General features: G+C 42.5%; 14 protein-coding genes. 13 read left to right on the top strand and 1 reads right to left on the bottom strand.

Features of this window, described 5'->3' with window-relative positions; translation table 11 throughout:
• Positions 1–168 precede the first annotated feature (168 nt).
• The 12 genes from infC (at position 169) to CEQ75_RS13690 (ending at position 13,230) form a co-directional block, all read left to right on the top strand.
• Complete coding sequence (infC, locus tag CEQ75_RS13745; protein ID WP_420828425.1) at positions 169–681, top strand: translation initiation factor IF-3; 513 nt, start codon at positions 169–171, stop codon at positions 679–681.
• Between the two features lie 12 nt (positions 682–693).
• Positions 694–891 (top strand): 50S ribosomal protein L35, encoded by a 198-nt coding sequence (rpmI, locus tag CEQ75_RS13740; RefSeq protein ID WP_089611521.1) that lies wholly within the window; start codon positions 694–696, stop codon positions 889–891.
• A gap of 55 nt (positions 892–946) precedes the next feature.
• Positions 947–1,303: a 50S ribosomal protein L20 gene (gene rplT / locus CEQ75_RS13735; RefSeq protein WP_089611520.1), complete on the top strand. Its 357-nt coding sequence runs from the start codon at positions 947–949 to the stop codon at positions 1,301–1,303.
• 63 nt (positions 1,304–1,366) lie between these two features.
• Positions 1,367–2,197, top strand: a complete 831-nt coding sequence (locus CEQ75_RS13730; protein WP_089611518.1) for a TrmH family RNA methyltransferase — start codon at positions 1,367–1,369, stop codon at positions 2,195–2,197.
• A gap of 59 nt (positions 2,198–2,256) precedes the next feature.
• Positions 2,257–2,349 carry a YqzL family protein gene (locus tag CEQ75_RS19570; protein ID WP_089611516.1) on the top strand — a complete coding sequence of 31 codons (93 nt, stop codon included), beginning with the start codon at positions 2,257–2,259 and terminating at the stop codon, positions 2,347–2,349.
• Between the two features lie 325 nt (positions 2,350–2,674).
• Complete coding sequence (pheS, locus tag CEQ75_RS13720) at positions 2,675–3,697, top strand: phenylalanine--tRNA ligase subunit alpha (RefSeq protein WP_089611514.1); 1,023 nt, start codon at positions 2,675–2,677, stop codon at positions 3,695–3,697.
• A 13-nt stretch (positions 3,698–3,710) separates the two neighbouring features.
• On the top strand, positions 3,711–6,125 hold the full coding sequence (pheT, locus tag CEQ75_RS13715; protein ID WP_089611512.1) for a phenylalanine--tRNA ligase subunit beta: 2,415 nt from the start codon (positions 3,711–3,713) through the stop codon (positions 6,123–6,125).
• A 104-nt stretch (positions 6,126–6,229) separates the two neighbouring features.
• Entirely contained in the window at positions 6,230–6,505 is a 276-nt protein-coding gene (locus tag CEQ75_RS13710; RefSeq protein ID WP_089611511.1) for a cell division protein ZapA, read from the top strand.
• A gap of 60 nt (positions 6,506–6,565) precedes the next feature.
• Positions 6,566–7,138 (top strand): DNA-3-methyladenine glycosylase, encoded by a 573-nt coding sequence (locus CEQ75_RS13705; protein WP_242965478.1) that lies wholly within the window; start codon positions 6,566–6,568, stop codon positions 7,136–7,138.
• 63 nt (positions 7,139–7,201) lie between these two features.
• Positions 7,202–8,167 (top strand): Nif3-like dinuclear metal center hexameric protein, encoded by a 966-nt coding sequence (locus CEQ75_RS13700; protein ID WP_089611507.1) that lies wholly within the window; start codon positions 7,202–7,204, stop codon positions 8,165–8,167.
• Positions 8,168–8,321: 154 nt separating this feature from the next.
• The gene (locus tag CEQ75_RS13695; RefSeq protein WP_089611506.1) at positions 8,322–10,847 is read left to right on the top strand and encodes a U32 family peptidase; all 2,526 of its coding nucleotides are present in this window, start codon (positions 8,322–8,324) and stop codon (positions 10,845–10,847) included.
• A gap of 22 nt (positions 10,848–10,869) precedes the next feature.
• Positions 10,870–13,230: an endonuclease MutS2 gene (locus CEQ75_RS13690; protein WP_089611504.1), complete on the top strand. Its 2,361-nt coding sequence runs from the start codon at positions 10,870–10,872 to the stop codon at positions 13,228–13,230.
• Between the two features lie 102 nt (positions 13,231–13,332).
• Here the strand turns inward: CEQ75_RS13690 and CEQ75_RS13685 are convergent, their stop codons facing one another.
• Entirely contained in the window at positions 13,333–15,747 is a 2,415-nt protein-coding gene (locus CEQ75_RS13685) for a transglycosylase domain-containing protein (protein WP_089611502.1), read from the bottom strand.
• 255 nt (positions 15,748–16,002) lie between these two features.
• Between CEQ75_RS13685 and yunB the strand changes: the two genes are divergently transcribed.
• Entirely contained in the window at positions 16,003–16,665 is a 663-nt protein-coding gene (gene yunB, locus CEQ75_RS13680; RefSeq protein WP_089611500.1) for a sporulation protein YunB, read from the top strand.
• Positions 16,666–16,953: the final 288 nt, after the last annotated feature.

Raw genomic sequence — 16,953 nt, 5'->3', positions numbered from 1 at the left:
GGTAAGATACAGTGGTTCGAATTAAATATTTTAATTAAGTAGAGGTCATCCGCTTCTCACCTTATAGCTGGCGCTCATAAGGTTATACAAAAAATTGTCCAATGGTAATTAGATTGGCGGGTGAACTTATTGCCCGTCAATTTTTATTTTATTTGGAGGTGAAATATTATTAGTAAAGATTTACGCATTAACGAAGAAATTCGTGTTCCGGAAGTGCGGTTTGTCGGTGCGGAGGGAGAACAACTTGGCGTCATACCTATCAAACAAGCTTTAAAAATTGCTGCAGAAAAAGGATTGGATTTAGTAGAGGTTGCGCCCGCTGCTCGACCCCCGGTTTGTAAAATAATGGACTATGGTAAGTATCGCTTTGAGCAAAGCAAACGGGAAAAAGAAGCTAAGAAGAACCAAAAGATTATAACCATCAAAGAAGTCAAGTTGCGTCCCAATATTGAGGAACATGATTTTATGACTAAAGCCAAAAATGCGGAAAAGTTTCTCAAAAGCGGAGATAAGGTGAAGGTCACCATTATGTTCCGGGGTAGGGAGGTTACCCATCCGGATTTGGGTAAACAATTATGCACAAAAATGGCGGAAACTTTACAAGAATGGTCAACAGTTGAAAAAATGCCCAAGCTTGAAGGTAAAAATATGACAATGATTTTAACACCAAAGCAGAATTAAGGAGGATTTTTTATGCCTAAAATGAAAACACATCGGGGCGCCGCAAAAAGATTTACGGTAACCGGATCAGGAAAAATCAAACGCTCCAAAGCAAACAAAAGTCACATCTTAGAAAAGAAAACCAGAAAAAGAAAAAGAAACTTACGTCAAAGCGGTTTAGTGTCCGCAGCAGATATGAAAAGAACAAGTAAACTTTTGCCTTATATGTAAAATTGTTTATTGAAATAATTTAATTTTTTGGGAAAAGAAAGAGGGGTAAACTAACATGCCAAGAGTAAAACGTGGTGTCACCAAGCACCAACGACATAAAAAAATCCTTAAATTAGCCAAAGGTTACAGGGGTTCCAGATCAAAACTTTATCGAGTAGCCAATGCCCAGGTATTGAAATCCATGGCCTATTCCTTTGCTCACCGGAGAAAGAAAAAGGGCGATTTTAGAAAACTATGGATTACCAGAATCAATGCCGCTGCCAGAATGAATGGCATCTCTTATAGCCGCATGATGAATGGTCTAAAGAATGCGGGTGTTCAGGTGAATAGAAAAATGCTTGCTGAAGTAGCAGTACATGATCAGGCTGCCTTCCAAGAGTTTGTTGCTGTAGCAAAACAAAATCTCAAATAAGGGAAGCAAAAAAGCTGAGAGTACTTCTCAGCTTTTCCTTTTGAAATTGGAGCGGAAGACAAGATGAAAGAAATGGCAAAGGAAATTTCATCAAAAAGCAATCACCACATCAAATTAGCCAAGTCCTTGCTGAATCGAAAATCCCGGGAAAAGGAGCAACTCTTTGTGGTGGAGGGCGTCCGCTTAGTGGAAGAAGCTATTATGGCGGAGATCAAAATTCGATTTGCTTTATATAGCGATAAACTTGCTGCTTCTCAAAGGGGACAGCAGCTTTTGAAAACCTTTGACCAAAAAGGTGTTGATGTCTTTTGGGTGGAGGAGAAACTTTTCAGAGAATTATCTGATACAGAAAATCCTCAGGGAATTTTCGCCGTAAGTGAATTCATGCAGCGTGACCTGTCCTGTCTTATACTGAAAGAAAATAGCATGCTTTTACTTATTGATGGTGTCCAGGATCCGGGAAATCTGGGAACTATGATCCGAACTGCTTGTGCGGCCGGTGCAGCAGGAGTCCTTTTAACGAAGGGAACTGTTGATTTGTTTAACCCGAAGGTAATTCGAGCCAGCATGGGCACTATTTTTCAGATTCCCGTAATTTCTCCAGAAAGCAATGAAAAATTCCTGAGCTATTTTAAAAAAAATGAGATTAAAGTCTTGGTTGCAGATGCCAAGGGTGAAAAACTCTATTATCAAACTGAAACTCAGGGACCGGTGGTTTGGGTGCTGGGGAATGAAGCTAATGGACCGAGAGATTTTTTCCTGGATCATGCCGATGAGATTGTACGTATTCCTTTGTTGGGTAAGGCTGAGTCTCTCAATGTGGCGGTGGCAGCAGGAATACTCTTGTTTGATCATATGCGTCGCCGGCAAGAAAAGCCCATTCTTGTCAATTAACCTATAGTATGATATACTTGAATCACTTAGAATAATTGACAGAAAGGGTAGTGGGAGTTATGTTTTTACCCGCCGAGTTTCTTTGGAAATTATTTGAACAAACAGGTTCCATTACCGCCTATATGATTTATCGAAAATTAAGTTTACAATAGGATAAGCAATCATAAGCAAGTGTGATGATTGGGTTTTTAGACCTCAAGTTCTTTCCCAGGGAATTGTTGCCTTTGACTGGAAGCAGCATGGAAGAAGCAGGGTTGAAGTTCCCCCATGAACAGCGCTCGGAAAATCTTTTTTAAGATCAGTAGGAGTTGCCGGATGCAGTCCGTTATCAGGCAGAAGTATTTGCATAATTCAGGTATGAAAGTATGAAGAACAGGAATTAGGGTGGTACCGCGGAAGTTACCTTTCGCCCCTTGGTGGGGTGAGGGGTTTTTTTGTTTCTTTATTTATTTATGAAAACCAGTAAGGGGGAAAGGCATGCTAGCGAAATTAAATATTATTAAAGAACAGGCATTGGCAGAATTAAATCATATAAAAACAGTTCAAGAACTGGTATCTTTCAAGGTAAAATACTTAGGCAAAAAAGGAGAAATTACTGCTGTTTTAAGAGGGATGGGCAGCCTCTCAGCGGAAGAACGCCCGCAAGTAGGTCAGGTGGCCAATGAAGTAAGAGCTGCCATTGAAACACTCATCGAAAAGCGAAGCAAAGTATTAAGAGAAGAGGAACGGGAAGCCGCTTTAAAGGAAGAAGCTATTGATATCACCCTTCCCGGACAAAAGATTTTAATGGGAAGAAAACACCCTATTACCTTGGTGATCGATCGTTTCAAAGAAATATTTTTGGGCATGGGATACTCCATTGCCGAAGGCCCGGAGATCGAATTGGATTATTATAATTTTGAAGCTTTAAATTTACCGCCGGATCATCCCGCCCGGGATATGCAGGACTCTTTTTATATTACCAGTGAGATCCTGCTGCGTACTCATACTTCCCCGGTACAGGCACGCACCATGGAAAAAATGGTACCCCAATATCCGATCAAGATTATTTGTCCCGGGAAGGTATACCGCAGGGATGATGATGCCACTCATTCTCCTATGTTTCATCAGGTGGAAGGGTTGGTCATTGACGAGAACTTATCCATGGCAGATTTGAAAGGCACTTTACTTACTTTTGCCCGCCAGATGTTTGGGGCAGACAAAGAAATCCGTCTCAGACCTAGTTATTTTCCTTTCACTGAGCCCAGTGCTGAGGTAGATATCTCCTGTATGATGTGCGGAGGTAAGGGATGCCGGGTTTGTTCCCATACAGGTTGGCTGGAAATTTTGGGTTCCGGGATGGTACATCCTCGGGTACTGGAAATGTCCGGCTATGACCCGGAAAAGGTAAATGGCTTTGCTTTTGGTATGGGGGTAGAAAGAGTGGCTATGCTTAAGTATGGCATTGATGATTTACGTCTTTTATTCGATAATGACCAACGATTCTTGGCTCAGTTTTAGAGGAGGATTATTAATGAAAGTATCATATAAATGGCTGCAAGAATATGTAGATATTGATTTAAGCCCGGAAGATTTAGGAAATGCCCTCACCATGGCAGGTATCGAGGTTGAGCATATCACTTGTTTCGGTCAAGAGATCAAAGGGGTGGTGATCGGTGAGATTTTAAAAATTATACCCCATCCGGAAGCAGATAAGTTGGTAATTTGCCAGGTGAATTTAGGTCAGGAAACGGTTCAGATTATCACCGGAGCAACCAACGTTCAGGAAGGTCAACGGATACCGGTTGCACCTGTGGGGGCGGTTTTGCCTGGCGGCATCAAAATGAAAAAAGCAAAGCTCAGAGGCTTGGATTCCTTCGGCATGTTATGCTCCGCCGGGGAATTAAATCTGGATGAGACGCTGGTATCCCCTGAATCAAAAGACGGCATTATGATTTTAAGTCCGGAAAGCCCCATTGGGGAAGATATTGTCTCATGGCTTAACTTGGATGATGCAGTTTTGGAATTAAGTTTAACGCCTAATCGCTCAGATTGTCTAAGTGTCATCAATATCGCCCGGGAAATTGGCACGATTTTAAAGAAACCGGTGCGTTTGCCGGAAATCAACTTGGCAGAAGGGAAGGAAAATATTGAGGATCTGGCTTCTGTAGAAGTTTTAGATCCGGATTTGTGCAATCGTTATGCCGCCCGCCTGGTGAAAAACGTGAAGTTAAAGCCATCCCCTCCTTGGATGCAGCATTATTTGCGCGCTGCCGGTATCCGGTCCATTAATAATGTGGTGGACATTTCCAACTACGTGATGCTGGAAACGGGACAGCCCTTACATACTTTTGATTACGATACCTTATCCGGTCATAAAATCATCGTGCGCCGCGCCCATGAAGGAGAAAAAATGTTTACCCTGGACGGTCAGGAAAGGATCTTCAACCGGGAGAATCTTCTCATCTGTGATGAGAAAAAGCCGGTAGCCGTGGCAGGAGTGATGGGGGGATTAAACACGGAAGTAACGGAGCAAACCCATCATATCTTAATTGAATCAGCTCGGTTTGATCCCGCCGCGATTCGTCACACCTCTAAGGATTTGGGTCTCAGATCGGAGTCCTCTTTGCGCTTTGAGAAAGGGCTGGATGTCTATTCCACGATCATAGCTGTCCAACGGGCCGCCCAATTGATGGCGGAACTGGCGGAGGGGGAAGTCGTTCAAGGAGTGCTTGATGTCCGAGGGAATTTGCCGGAAGAAACGGTATTGACCCTGCGTGTTCAGAAAGTTAATGAACTATTAGGAACTGCTTTACGCCAAGAAGAAATTCTGGCGATCATTGATGACCTGAAATTTTCTTGGGAGATGGCTGGCAGTGAGATTAGAGTAATCATACCTTCTTACCGACAAGATATCACCCGGGAAGTAGATCTGATTGAAGAAGTGGCCCGCCTTCATGGCTATGAAAAAATACCCTTGACCTTACCTGCCGGCAGGATGACAGAAGGAAAGAAAACAGAATTCCAAAATTTTGAGGATCAAGTAAAGAATTATCTCACCGGAGCCGGTTTTATGGAAGTAATCACTTATAGTTTTATCAGCCCCAGGGATTATGATCGCATGATGATACCGGATGATTCCTCTTTAAGAAATGGGGTGGTCATCATGAATCCGATCAGCGATGCGCAAAGTGTGATGCGTACTACGTTAATACCGGGGTTGTTAGAAACTGCATCCCGCAACACCAATCGAAGAAACTTAAATTTTGCTTTTTATGAATGGGGCAAAATATTCATCCCGGGAAATGAAAAATTACCTCAAGAACCAATGATGTTAGGAGGCGTGATCTCGGGTAAGCTGAGTCAGGGCTGGAGCCGATCGCCCCAAAATTTGGATTTTTATTATCTCAAAGGTGTTTTAGACGGACTTTTCGCCCGTTTTGGCATTGAGAATTGGTCCCTAAAGGGTGAATCACTGCCGGTATTCTTACATCCGGGACGCTCCGGTAATATTTATATTGGTGATACCTATGTAGGCTTCATCGGTGAAATTCATCCTGCTGTCCAGGAAAACTATCATCTTGAAAGCAGATCATATATCTTTCAGGTCTATGTGGAAGAGATTATGCATTTGGGTAAAAATACATTGTGTTATCAGGCAGTGCCAAAATATCCTGCCATCGACCGGGATATGGCTCTTTTGGTCAAGGAGGAAATTCCTGCTCAATTGATTGAAGAAATAATTCGGCAAAATGGGGGTACACTATTAACTGGAATCACCTTATTTGATCTTTACAAAGGAAGTCAGATTCCGGAAGGGTTTAAAAGCTTAGCATATGCGCTCACCTTTCAATCCAAGGAAAAAACATTAACCGATGATGAAATTTCTCCAGTCTTCCAAAAAATTCAAAATGAATTATTAAACAAATTTGATGTCGAATTACGTTAAGAAAGAAGGATTACTGGGGAACCGTGGCGAATATATATTTTTTATGAGCTCGAGAAACGCGCGGCGCGTTTTCGGATTAACCATGTAGTGAGAGGTGAAATACTTTGGCATTAAAGGAAAGATCCAAGCTGAGAATTGATATCTTGGGTCAGGAATATGTTTTGAAAGGTACAGATTCTCCAGAATATTTGAAGAAGGTAGGCAATTTTGTATCCGATAAGATGGATCAGGTGTATAAAAATAATCCTATTTATGGGCCGACTAAGATTGCCGTATTGGTTTCTTTGCAAATTGCAGATGAGTATCAAAAACTAAAAGATGATTATGAAAAAATCGTAGAAGAGTTGAGAGTTCTGGATAAAATACACAAAATTGGGTAAGCGCAACTTTTGTTGCGCTTCTTTAATAATGAGCTAAGGGAGACTTAATTTGCTTTGAGAGTGCTGGAAAGGGATTTTTTTAATCGGGAGACAACCCTTGTTGCCCAGGATTTATTAGGGAAGGTTCTGGAAACAGAGGTGCAGGGTACCAAGGTATCCGGGATTGTGGTGGAAACAGAAGCCTATTTAGGCCGGCAGGATCCTGGCAGCCACTCCTTCCGGGGAAAAACGAAAAGAAACAGTGTGATGTTCGGCCCTGCAGGGTATTCGTATGTTTACCAAATTTATGGTGTGCATTTTTGTTATAATGTGACTACAGATCATGATGAAATCCCCTCAGCAGTTTTGATTCGCGCTTTGGAACCCATATCCGGGATCAACATCATGAAACAAAACCGTAAAAAAGAAGCACGGAAAGACCTTTGCAGCGGGCCGGCCAAGCTGGTTCAAGCCTTGGGCATTACCAAATCCATTAACGGCACCAGTGCCGTAAATGGCCCCGTACGTTTTTTTGACGGGCATTTGAACGATCCCTTCAGCATTATTGAAACCACCCGGATCGGCCTTGCTCAAGGTGCCGATTTAAAATTAAGATACTACATTGAAAATAATCTTTATGTTTCTCGTAAATAATAACAGGAAAGGTTTAGGTGGGAAAAAGAAACTTAAAAATATTTGGATACCGGAGGAATCATGATGAAATTAAAAGAAATTTATGCTTTGGCGGTGGAAGCAGGTATAGCTGCGGATCCCCGGGGACAAAAATCTGTAGAAAAGGATTTAGCGAAGGCTAAAAAACGATATGACAAATTAGAAGAAAAGGACAAAGAATATTTTGATCAGGAAAGTTTAACCAATCCTTATAGCGATACGCGCATTCTTAATGGGGAAAAGGAACTGGAAATCAAAAAGATCGCTGTCGGGATTGACATCGAAGTAGGAGAATTACTTCTGGCAGATCGTTTAATATCCAAAGGGGAAAAAATCGATCTCGTTTTAGCCCATCATCCGGAAGGATATGCCTTAGCAGGTCTCTCGGAGGTGATGCATATTCAGGAAGGAATCTTAGCTGATCTGGGCGTACCCATTAATGTCGCGGAAGGAATGATGGCTTCCAGAATATCTGAGGTTAAAAGAGGTTTAATGCCCTATAATCATGGTCGGACTATTGATACTGCTAAGGCCTTGGGAATTCCTTTGATGTGTGTCCATACACCGGCGGATAACTTGGTGACGGAATTTTTAAATCAATATTTTGCTCAGCAGGAACCGGATACCTTGGATGATTTGGTGAGCCTCTTGAAAGAGATTCCTGAATATAAAAAAGCAGCGAAATTAAAAGCCGGACCAACCATTGTTGTGGGTAATGGTAAACGGTCCGTCGGGAAGATCTTCATTGATATGACGGGGGGGACCGGTGGTTCTGAGGACGCTTTTGAAAAGCTTGCTATTGCCGGAGTCGGTACAATCGTGGGGATGCATATCAGCGAAAAGCATCGCAAGAATGCGGAAAAGTTCCATATCAATGTGGTGATTGCCGGACATATGGCCAGCGATAGTTTAGGTGTGAATTTATTCCTAGATAAATTGACCCAAAAAGGAATAGAAATCCTGCCTATTTCCGGTTTTGATCGTTTTTCACGCAATCCAGAAGTTAGCTGAAAAGCATGATACAGAAGCTCAGATGAAAATAAATTACAGGATGTTTAGGACAGTCCTGTAATTTTTCTTATTCCACGATAAACTTATCTTAAGATGACATGGAAATCAGGGAATGATATAATCAGGATGACAGAACAATTTGGAGATGATTTGATTGCAGATACCAGAAATATTAGCCCCCGCAGGTGATTTTCAAGCTTTTGTTGCCGCCGTGGAAAACGGAGCTGATGCCGTTTATATAGGCGGCAAGGTTTTAAGCGCCAGAGCTTTTGCCGGCAATTTTGATGAAGACGAAATGGCTAAGGCTGTGGAATATGCCCATCTACGAGGTGTTCGCGTTTATGTAACGGTGAATATTCTGGTGGATAACAGTGAGATAACAGATGCCGTCTCCTATGTGAAAACCCTTTATGATCTGGGTGTGGACGGCTTAATCATTCAGGACTTGGGTTTAGCTTTCGTAATTCATCAAGTGTTGCCCAGGATGAATCTGCATGGCAGTACCCAAATGATCATACATAATGGAGAAGGGGCAAGATTTATCCAGGAAATGGACTTTAAAAGGGTGGTATTAGCCCGGGAATTATCCCTAGAGGACATTGCCCAAATTAATAAGGAGACATCTTTGGAAATGGAGATTTTTGTCCACGGCGCCTTATGCATTTCCTATTCCGGTCAATGTTTAATGAGCAGCCTGATTGGGGGGCGCAGCGGCAACCGGGGCAAATGTGCCCAGCCCTGCCGGATGACCTATACCTTAGTAGATGAAAAAGGACAACCGGCCACTGACGAAAAAATAGGAGATCATCTCTTAAGTCCCCGGGATTTGAACACCTTGGAAATTTTGCCTGAGATCTGCCAGACCGGCGTTCGATCCTTAAAATTGGAAGGCCGGATGAAAAGACCGGAATATGTAGCGACAGTGGTACGTATCTATCGGGAAGCCTTAGACCGATACAAGGATGACCCGGAACATTTTGAGGTCAACACCCAGGAATTAAAAGAACTGACCCAAATATTTAATCGGGACTTTACTCATGGTTACCTTTTGGGACACTCAGGGCGCGATCTTATGAGTTATCAGCGGCCAAACAACAGGGGTACGCGGATTGGCCGGATTGATGAGATTCAAAACCAAGGCCAGATGGCAACGATCAAGCTGGATGAAGGGATACGCATTGGTGACGGTTTGGAAATTTGGGTCACCAAAGGTGGCCGGCAAGGCTTTGTGGTAGATCAGATTATAAGTAACGGACGTTCTCTAAGGTCAGCAGCTCCCGGCGAAAAGGTTTCCATTAATATTACCGGTCAGCCCAGGGTCGGGGATCGGGTATTTAAGACCCATGATGTGAAATTAATTGAGACCGCCCAAAACTCATACCTTTATCCTCAAAAACTAATCGGTGTCAAATTTCATTTAACAGCCCATTTGGGAAAACCTATTCATATCCTAGCCACCGATGAAGAAGGATATCAAGGAAGGTTTACTTCTGAATATATAGTGGAAAAAGCTATGAAAAGACCGGCGGATGAAGAGTCTGTAAAAAAACAATTAAATCGTCTGGGTGGGACTGCTTTTTACCTGAAAGAGTTATTATTAGATTTAGATGAGGGGGTGATGCTCCCTGCCAGCGAATTAAACAACGCCAGGCGCCACGTCATTGACCTGATTAAACAGCAGAAACTAGAGAGATATGCTTATCCGCCTGTACCAAACCGGGAAGTGATGGATAAATTTCATCAGCTCATACCGGCAAAAAAAGAAAGTCGTATCAGGAAAAGTGAATTATCAGTACGAGTAGGAAGCCTGGAAGGAGCAAAAGCTGCGGTGGAGGCGGGGGCAGACCGCATTTATCTATCAGGAGAAAATTTCCAATCCCAGCCCAAGCTGACCATGGAGCAAATGAAGGATATCGCCCAATACAGTCGGCAAAAGGGGTGTGAAGTTGTTTTCGCTTTGCCCAGCATTTTTCATCCTCAAGAAAGATCAGCAATGTACCGGATGATCGAAAGAGTGGGGTCATTGCCCATCAATGCCATGCTGGTCAATAATATGGGGGGCATCCAGGCCCTTAAAGAATCCGGCTGGGATCGGAGGATCTATACGGATTTGGGACTAAACGTCTTTAATGACTTCTCCATTGATGTTCTTCGGGAGAAAGGGATTGATCTCATTACCTTATCCCTGGAATTAAACTTTGCCCAAATTGAAAAAATGAATTTAGGACCAGGGAAAATTGAGTGTCTGGTACATGGGTCTTTACCCATGATGATCAATCAATATTGTGCCTTGGGTTCAATTCTTGGCGGGAAAGAGGGCACCAAGGCTTGTTCCCGCCCCTGTCAGGGAAAATCCTTCGGCCTCAAGGACCGCATGAATCTGATTTTTCCCGTTGAGGTGGATCAATTTTGCCGCATGCATCTTTATAATCCCAAAGAACTATCGATGCTGGCTCATGCGGATAAATTCCTTCAGCTGGGTATTGATTCACTACGTATTGAGGCCAAAAGGTATTCCCCTTCGGCCGTTCTTCAGGTCACCCAAATCTACCGTCAGGTGATTGATGCGGCATCCTCTCATCTTATGCAGCATTTAGATCTTGAGAACCTGGAAAAAACATTGGCAAAGATGACTAATGCAGGTTTCACCAAGGGGCATTATTATCGGGGCGTAATCTAGTTGAAAGAGGAGAGGATATTGATTGGATGAAAAGACCTTACTAAAGATCGAGTTTGATCGGGTGCTTCAGATGTTGGGGGAAAGGTGCGGTTCTTCTTTAGGCAAAGGAATTGCTGGAGAATTAACACCCATGAGCCAGAAACATGAAATTGAGCTTGGCCTGAAAGAAACAACGGAAGCCAAAGACATCCTTCGTTTAAATCCTGCTTTTACCCTAGGGGGCATCCGAGATATTGGAAGGATTGTGGAAAGAGCTGCATTAGGCGGGATACTGGAACCGGAGCAATTTTTAAGTATTGCCGATACCTGTGGCGCAGCCAGGAAGACGAAACTCTTTTTGCTGAATCTCAAGGAAAATTACCCCATCATTTTGGATTTGGCTAAAAAATTGGGTATCTTTAAATCCCTGGAAACAGCCGTTGGTGAGACGGTGGCAGATGACGGATCAATTATAGACTCGGCCAGTGATAAACTATATGGTATTCGAAGAAAAATCAGGACCAGTCAGGATCGCATCAAGGATAAACTGGATTCCCTGATTCGAAATCCCAATACGGCTAAATATCTCCAGGATAACCTGGTCACCATTCGGGGTGATCGTTATGTAATTCCTGTCAAGCAAGAAAACCGTACTCAGGTACCGGGCATCGTCCATGACCAATCTGCCAGTGGTGCCACTCTGTTCATTGAGCCGATGGCAGTTCTGGAATTGAATAACGATTTAAAAAGGCTGAGAATCGAAGAAAATGATGAGATTACAGTTATTTTGAAGAATTTAAGTCAATTGGTAGCTTCTTTTGAAGCAGAAATTCTATTTACCCTGGAAATTTTGGGTCAGCTGGACTTTATTTTTGCCAAAGGACGGTTAAGCCATAGTATGGATGGGGGTGCTCCCAAGATTAATGAACATGGCATTATTCGCCTGAAAAGGGCACGCCATCCCTTGATCCCCAAAGATGTAGTACCCATTGATGTGGATTTGGGATCAAACATTGATTCTATGATTATTACCGGTCCCAATACCGGGGGGAAAACAGTAACCTTAAAAACTATCGGTCTATTCACTGCCATGGCTTTATCCGGACTGCATGTGCCGGCAGATGATGGCAGTGACTTGAGCCTTTTTCACAATATTTTTGCCGATATCGGTGATGAACAAAGCATTGAGCAGTCCTTAAGCACATTTTCTTCTCATTTGGTAAACATTGTGCGTATTTTGAAAGAAGTGGATGAACATACCTTAGTACTCTTTGACGAATTAGGAGCAGGAACGGATCCCACCGAAGGTGCTGCCCTGGCCATGGCAATTTTGGAATACTTAAGGGGCAGAAAAGTAAAGGTGGTAGCGACAACCCATTATAGTGAACTCAAGGTCTATGCCTATAATAATCCTAACATCGTCAACGCCAGCGTGGAGTTCAATGTGGAGACTTTAAGGCCCACCTATCGACTGCTTATGGGGATACCTGGTAAAAGCAACGCCTTCGAAATTGCGCGCAGCTTGGGGTTGAATGAAGAAATTTTAGCCCAGGCAGGTTCTTTTCTCACCCAGGATCAAGTTCAGGTAGCGGACTTAATCTCCAATTTGGAGTTGAATCAAAAGATCAGCCAACAAGAAAAAGAAGAGGCTGCCGCTCTTCGCAAAGAACTCCAGGTAATGAAGCACCGCCTGGAAGCACAAAAAATTGATCTGCAAAATAAAGAAGGGGAAATCCTGCGTCGGGCCCAGGAAGAAAGCCTGAAGATCCTTAAAAAAACCAAAGATGATATGGATCTTTTATATAATGAGTTCAAATCGAGTCTGGTGGCAGAATCTCAAAAGTTCGAGAACCAAAAATTGCTTCAATCCAAGGATAAAATCAAAAAGATGGGTGAGGGTCTGGAATATGTGGTCCCGGAAAAACGTTTTGCCGGGCAAGCTCCCCAAAAGGTGGAATTGGGGCAAATTATCGAAATCCCCAAATTGAATCAAAAAGGTCAGGTTTTGTCCCTGCCCAACCAAGCCGGCGAAATCATTGTCCAGGTAGGAATTATGAAAATCACGGTGAAGCTGGAGGATATTCGCACCACCGAGGAGACAGAGCAAAAAACCGGAACCACCAAAGTTGGTCGGATCAGAATGGAAAAGATCAGTGCCATCTCCAGTGAATTAGATCTGCGCGGTCTATTGGTTGAGGAAGCCCTGGAAAAGGTGGACAAATACTTGGACGATGCTTATGTCGCCGGATTAAAAGATGTACGTATTATTCACGGGAAAGGGACCGGCGCCCTTCGAGATGCAGTGACCCTTCACTTAAAGAAGCATCGCCAGGTGAAAAATGCCCGCCTGGGGGAATATAACGAGGGAGGAAATGGGGTAACCGTAGTTTCCTTAAATGTCTAATTAATTAAGCGCAATGTATTAACTGATTGTCATTGATAAACATATCCTTTAGTAATAAATTAAATTCTCAAAGCAAATAAAAAAGCCCCTAAAGGGGCTTTTTTACTTCTTGACTTGATGGTCTTTCAAATCACAATGCTTAGTAGGAACTTCACCGGATTCAAATGATCTGAATTGGATGAGGTCTTGCGGACAGCCGCCTGATTCTCCTTCTTGCGGATAATTGGCCAATACCAATTTCCCTTTATGGCGGGGATCAGTGCAAATTCCAATCATTTCAGTGCCAATAGCTGATTCAGCTCCTTTATGAATGTTACAATGAGCAGTAGGAGCCGTCAGACCTGCATCAATATCACTTTGACTGGCATAGGAAGCTTTCAAAAAAACACCTTTAGCCTGATTGGGACACTCCTCGTTAGCAAGTAATTTGCTATCAGAGCAGATATTCGCCGTAATCCAGGCATCAGAGTATTCTGTAGGTATATTATCATTAGAAAAGACTTCATAGCGGATATACTTATCAGGTGTCAAACTACTGGCTAATTTGCCTGTCTTGATATCAATTGCTTTGGAGACAATTCCTGTAGGCTTGGTAAAAGATGATACGGGAACCTCTTTTAAGGAATTTTCCATTACATATTTCCAGATTCTTGCCGGATATTGCCCCCCGTATACCTGCCTTAAATAATTTGGCTTGCCATCTTTATCTACATCCTGGTCATAGCCCATCCAGACGACACCCACTAATTCCGGGGTGTATCCAGCGAACCAGGCATCCTTATTGGCGCTTCCAGTAATGCTATTGAAAATAGCCTTATCCGGTAATTGGGTGGTGCCGGTTTTGCCGGCGACAGGACGATTCATTTGGGCTCTGGTACCGGTTCCTGATTTTACCACGGATTCTAACATATCTGTCATCAAATAAGCTGTCCGTTCATTCATGGCAATCTTTTTTTCGGGAACTACATCCACAATGGTATTGCCATACTGATCCACTATTTTTGTAATCACGTGAGGTTTGATATAAACTCCTTGATTATCAAAGGCACAATAGGCTGCGGTCAGAGCTAAAGGAGATACCCCATAGGTGAGACCACCTAATGCCAGGGATAGATTTTCGTCATTCTTATCTAAATCCAACCCTAAATTTTTTGCAAAAGTGTATCCTTTGCTCACTCCGATCATGCTTAAAAACTTCACTGCGGGAACATTGATAGAATCTTCTACGGCTTTTCGCATCGTAACGGAGCCGCGATATCTACCGTCATAGTTCACTGGTTTATAAGGATATTTTGATGAACCAAAGGTAGTTGGCACATCATTGACCCGACTGGAGGGAGCAAAACCGTCCTCCAAAGCCGGTGCATATACTGAGATTGGTTTAAAAGCAGAACCAGGCTGCCTTTTGATATCTGTTGCTCTGTTTAAGCCTCTTTTCGTCAGGTGTTCCCGCCCCCCGATTAAGGCTCTGACTTCACCGGTTTTAGGATCCATCACTGCCATGGCACTCTGAACCGGATCGTTGGTATTGCTGGCAGGGAAAAAGGATTCATTGGCATAAGCATCCTCGGCAGCTTTTTGTATTACAGGATCTAAAGTAGTATGGATACGTAATCCTCCGGTATAGATTTGACTGGGTTCCATTCCCGCCGCTTCTATTAAGTCCTCTGCCTGATCAATCACATAATCTGTAAACCAGGGGTATGCGTAGAGATTCTGTTGCTGATAATCTGCCAATTTTGGTTTTTCCTGTTTTGCCTGATCCGCTTCTTCCTGGGAGATCATGCCATATTGCAGCATATTATTCAGAACTACATTTCTGATATGGATAGCATTATCAAGATTTAAAAAAGGAGAATAATTACGTGGATTGCGCACTAAGCCGGTGAGCATGGCAGACTCACCCAGGGTCAATTCACCGACATCCTTTCCAAAATAGAGTTGAGACGCAGTCTGCACACCATGAGTACCATGGCCAAAGTAGATTTCATTGAGATACATGGTCAGTATTTCATCCTTGGTATAATTTCTCTCTACTTGAATGGCCAATAGGGCTTCTTTGATTTTTCGTTCTATTTTTTTGTCCTGATCTTCTAAAATGGCATTTCTCACCAATTGCATAGTTAAGGTACTGGCACCCTCAGAAAAATTACGATTACGGATGTCAGCGGCTAATGCGCCAAAGACCCTTTTAACATCTACACCGTGATGCTGCCAGAAGCGTACATCTTCTGTGGCTAGAAAGGCATTAATCAAACTATCAGGGATCGCATCTAATTTTACCGGTACCCTGTTTTCTGCTCTGTGCAGTTTGACGACCATATCCCCGTTGATATCATAAACAAAGCTAGTGCTCTTAGATTCGAGATCAGCAGCATCCCAGTCCGGCAAGTCTTTTACGATTCCTAATAAAAGACCTAGTCCCGAACCAAAACCTATAATCAAAATAAAAATAAATGAAAGCAAAAGCACACGGGATAATTTTATTTTACGTTTTTTCTCTGGTTCTGTTGTCATTATTCGGCCTCCTTGTGGTTTGGAGAAGGGTTACTGTTTCCATGTATCATGTATTATATCATAAAGATTCTTGATAATAAATGATTTAGCAAAGATGAAGAAAATTGTCGGGATATGTCGTTGCAGCTGAATAATAATTAATGGCGATAAAACAATAATTCTTAATAGTATTACTATTTTTGATTTGGACAGAGGGCCTTTGTAACCTTTCTTTTTCCTCTTCATATATTAAATATGCGGAGGTGAACATAAGTTGTGAGAAGAAAAAATCGAAAAAAATTTGTTTATTTGTTCATCACCTTTATTATCTTGGGCAGTTTTCTGATCTTTCTGGATCTCATCTTACGACCGGCAATTATAAAAGTAGCAGAAAGCAAGACGCAGTTAATGGCCACAAAAATCATCAATGAAGCTGTACAGAAGAATGTTTCCATGATTAATTATCAGGATCTCATGGGAATCCATAAAGATAATGACAATCGTATTGTACTCATGATGCCGGATACGGTGTTGATCAACAGGATTTCCACCCAGACCACTCTAGATGTCGAAAAGGAATTAGAAAAGATAGAAACGCAAGGGTTTACTTTGCCCCTAGGATTGGTTACAGGCAGCACTTTATTTTCTAATACGGGTCCTCCCATCAGAATTGGCATCATTCCTTTGGGTATGATCGATGTGACCATGGAAGATGAATTTGTTGAGGCAGGAATTAATCAAACCAAGCATCGCATTTATTTAAATGTAAATACGAATCTGCAAATTGTCGTTCCGTTTCTACGTTCTGACGTAAATGTAAGCGTAGATGTTCCCATTACGGAAAGCATCATCGTTGGACCGGTTCCGGAATGGTATATGAAATTCAATTCTCAGGGAGAAATGACTGTTCCCGGTATTAATCCAAGGATGGGAGAATAGCCTATCCTTTTTTTCTGTATCAATGTTCATTGGAATAATTTACTGAAGCATTAACAGTTGACACGATTTAAATTTCTTGTTATCTATTAAACGCTTGAGAGAGTTGCCCACCAATTTCTAATAAAATAGTGATTGACAATGAGAGATTAGTTTGATAAACTGATCAAGCGCTCGAGAGAGGGCAAGGCAAGAAAAGAAAGAAAAGAAAAAAGTGCTTGACAAGCCGATCAGGATTTGATAAGCTATTCAAGCTGGTCTTTGAAAACTGAACAGTAACAAAGCCTGATG

This window comes from Dehalobacterium formicoaceticum (genome assembly GCF_002224645.1).
Taxonomy (GTDB): Bacteria; Bacillota; Dehalobacteriia; order Dehalobacteriales; family Dehalobacteriaceae; genus Dehalobacterium; species Dehalobacterium formicoaceticum.
The sequence above is the reverse complement of the archived record's forward strand: the minus strand, read 5'-3'. Positions and strand labels throughout refer to the sequence as shown.